4 protein-coding genes are annotated in these 2,949 nt (G+C 70.8%); 1 reads left to right on the forward strand and 3 read right to left on the reverse strand.

Translation table 11 applies throughout. The features are described from left to right. Positions 1 to 91 precede the first annotated feature (91 nt). Positions 92 to 460, forward strand: a complete 369-nt coding sequence (locus tag AB0435_RS34035) for a DsrE family protein (protein WP_366007787.1) — start codon at positions 92 to 94, stop codon at positions 458 to 460. A gap of 250 nt (positions 461 to 710) precedes the next feature. Here the strand turns inward: AB0435_RS34035 and AB0435_RS34040 are convergent, their stop codons facing one another. From AB0435_RS34040 to AB0435_RS34050, 3 genes are all read right to left on the reverse strand, one after another. Next, the gene (locus tag AB0435_RS34040; RefSeq protein ID WP_121801316.1) at positions 711 to 968 is read right to left on the reverse strand and encodes a DUF3099 domain-containing protein; all 258 of its coding nucleotides are present in this window, start codon (positions 966 to 968) and stop codon (positions 711 to 713) included. 99 nt (positions 969 to 1,067) lie between these two features. Further along, positions 1,068 to 1,358 carry a DUF1416 domain-containing protein gene (locus AB0435_RS34045; RefSeq protein WP_366007788.1) on the reverse strand — a complete coding sequence of 97 codons (291 nt, stop codon included), beginning with the start codon at positions 1,356 to 1,358 and terminating at the stop codon, positions 1,068 to 1,070. A gap of 29 nt (positions 1,359 to 1,387) precedes the next feature. Continuing rightward, positions 1,388 to 2,224 carry a sulfurtransferase gene (locus AB0435_RS34050; protein ID WP_366007789.1) on the reverse strand — a complete coding sequence of 279 codons (837 nt, stop codon included), beginning with the start codon at positions 2,222 to 2,224 and terminating at the stop codon, positions 1,388 to 1,390. Positions 2,225 to 2,949: the final 725 nt, after the last annotated feature.

Consider the following 2,949-nt stretch of genomic DNA (forward strand, 5'->3'; position numbering starts at 1 on the left):
ATCGGTAAGCCGTGTGCGGGAAAACCGCACGCACGGATTGAAAGGGGAATGGGGAAACGGGCTCGAAAGAGTACCGCGCCCCTGACTACCAATGGCGAAGAAGAAGCTTGTCCTCAAGGTCACGGCGGGCGCCGACGCGCCCGAGCGCTGCTCCCAGGCGTTCACGGTCGCGGCCGTCGCCGTGGCCAGCGGCGTCGAGGTCTCCCTGTGGCTCACCGGCGAGGCGTCCTGGTTCGCGCTGCCGGGGCGGGCGGCGGAGTTCTCCCTGCCGCACGCGGCGCCGCTGCCGGAGCTGATCGAAGGCATCCGGGTGGGCGGGGGCCTGATCACGGTGTGCACGCAGTGCGCTGCGCGCCGCGACATCGAGGAGGCGGATCTGATCGAGGGGGCGCGGATCGCCGGCGCTCAGGTCTTCGTGGCGGAGGCGTTGGGGGATGAGGTGCAGGCGCTGGTGTACTGACGTTTTCTGGGCGCGGGGCGGTGGCGCCTGCGGCGGGCTTTTTCCCCTACCCGCCCCTTCCCGAAACTGGGGGCAAGCCCCCAGGCCCCGCAACACGCTTCACTACGGTCCGCACAATTCAGCCCGTCCGGCGATTGAGGACGCGGCCGCAGGCCGCTCCCGCCGCAGGCGGCGACGGGCCCGCGCTCGGGGGTCTGGGGCACGCGCCCCAGTTTCGGGAAGGGGCGGGGCTGGGGAAAAAACACCCCGGCTAACGGCGCCGCTTGCCGTCGAGTTCGTCCCACCACTCGTCCGACTTCGGGTCGCCCGACGGATCGTCCCACCACCGGTCGTCCGGCCCGTGCCGGTTCGCGACGATGGCCGCCACCGGGGGGATGACCATCGCGAAGAGGCACATGCCCACGGCCGCCGGCACCGACCACAGGCGCACCACGGCCCACGCCAGGACGAACATGCCGATGCACGTGCCCATCATGGCGAAGTACCAATGGCGGCGCCGCGCGTACATACCCCCACGGTACGACCGGACCCGGCACGGCGCGAAGGGCCGCACCCCCATCCATGGCGTCCAACCCCGGGGTGCGGCCCTCCGGCCGTTCGTGTGCCGTCAGACGGCGATGGCGACCTCCGCGAGGTCGCCCTTCTCGGCGATGACGACCTTGCGGTCGGCGGTCGCCCCGGACACCAGGGCGCGCAGCGTCCAGGTGCCCTCGGCGGCGTAGAACCGGAACTGTCCGGTCGCGGACGTCGGGACCTCGGCGGTGAACTCGCCGGTGCTGTCCAGGAGTCGGACGTAGCCGGTGACGGGCTCGCCGTCGCGGGTCACGGAGCCCTGGATGGTGGTCTCACCGGGCTTGGCGGTCGACGCGTCGGGGCCGCCGGCCTTTGCTCCACACATAAGCGTTCCTTGAGGGGGAGGGGGAAGGGTCAGTTGGCGCCGAGCTCGATCGGTACGCCGACGAGGGAGCCGTACTCGGTCCAGGAGCCGTCGTAGTTGCGGACGTTCTGCTGGCCCAGCAGCTCGTGCAGCACGAACCACGTGTGCGCGGAGCGCTCACCGATGCGGCAGTAGGCGATGGTGTCCTTGGACAGGTCGACGCCTGCGGCCTCGTAGATCGTCTTGAGCTCGTCGTCCGACTTGAACGTGCCGTCGTCGTTGGCGGACTTCGACCACGGGATGTTGCGCGCGGTCGGGATGTGGCCGGGGCGCTGCGACTGCTCCTGCGGGAGGTGCGCCGGGGCGAGCAGCTTGCCGCTGAACTCGTCGGGGGAGCGGACGTCGACGAGGTTGAGCGTGCCGATGGCCGCCACCGCGTCGTCGCGGAACGCGCGGATCGAGGTGTCCTGGGGCTGCGCGCGGTACTCCGTGCGCGCCCGCCGCGGCACCTCGGCCACGAGGTCGCGGGAGTCGAGCTCCCACTTCTTGCGGCCGCCGTCGAGGAGCTTCACGTCCTGGTGGCCGTAGAGCTTGAAGTACCAATACGCGTACGCCGCGAACCAGTTGTTGTTGCCGCCGTAGAGGACGACGGTGTCGTCGTTCGCGATGCCCTTCTCCGACAGCAGCTTCTCGAAGCCGGCCTGGTCGACGAAGTCGCGGCGCACGGGGTCCTGGAGGTCGGTCTTCCAGTCGATCCGGACCGCGTTCTTGATGTGGTTCTTGTCGTAGGCCGAGGTGTCCTCGTCGACCTCGACGACGACGGTCTTCGGGTCGTCGATCCGGGCCTGTACCCAGTCGGCGTCCACCAGGACGTCACTGCGGCTCATGCTGTTCTCCTCCGGGGCGGTTGCAAGTGTGCGCGGTGCGCTTCCGGCGAAGGGGAGCGTGCGGTGCCGCGCAGCGGTTGGTGCGGTGGCCTCGACGGGCCGAGGGGGAACGAGCGCGGGGCGGGCGGCAGATAAGTCTGCCGGGTGCGCGCCCCCGTCAGACATCGCGACAGAGCATGGCGGCGACGCGGCACAGGTCGACTGCCCGCCGCTTCGTGAGGTCCGCCTGTCGCTTCATGGGTCGATCGTAGGGAGGGGTGGGCGGGCGTGTCACCGGTGTGTTGAATGGCGAGACGGAATCTTCCGCGATGTGGGATGGCGGGGGCCGCGGGGTGCGTTCCGGAGGGGGCGCGTGCGGCTGGGGGCGGCGGGGATCCTGGCGTACGGACGTGGGCGTCTCGCAGGGTGGATTTTGGGTGCGGGTCCGTGGCGCCTGCGGCGGGCTTTTCCCCCTACCCGCCCCTTCCCGAAACTGGGGCTTCGCCCCAGACCCCGAAGCACGCTTCGCGCGCTGTCCTCAAACGCCGGACGGGCTGGATTGTGGGGGTCTGGGGGCTTGCCCCCAGTTTCGGGAAGGGGCGGGTAGGGGCGGCAAGCCACGCCCGTCCGGCGGCGGTGGCGGTGGTCGCGGAGGCAACGGGGGCGGCGGCGGTCGCGGACCGACGGACCCCTACGCCCACACCCGCACCACCGCCGACGGCCAGTACGTGCTGCCGCTGGCTGGC

It is taken from the genome of Streptomyces sp. NPDC051173, from assembly GCF_040689515.1.
Taxonomy (GTDB): domain Bacteria; phylum Actinomycetota; class Actinomycetes; order Streptomycetales; family Streptomycetaceae; genus Streptomyces.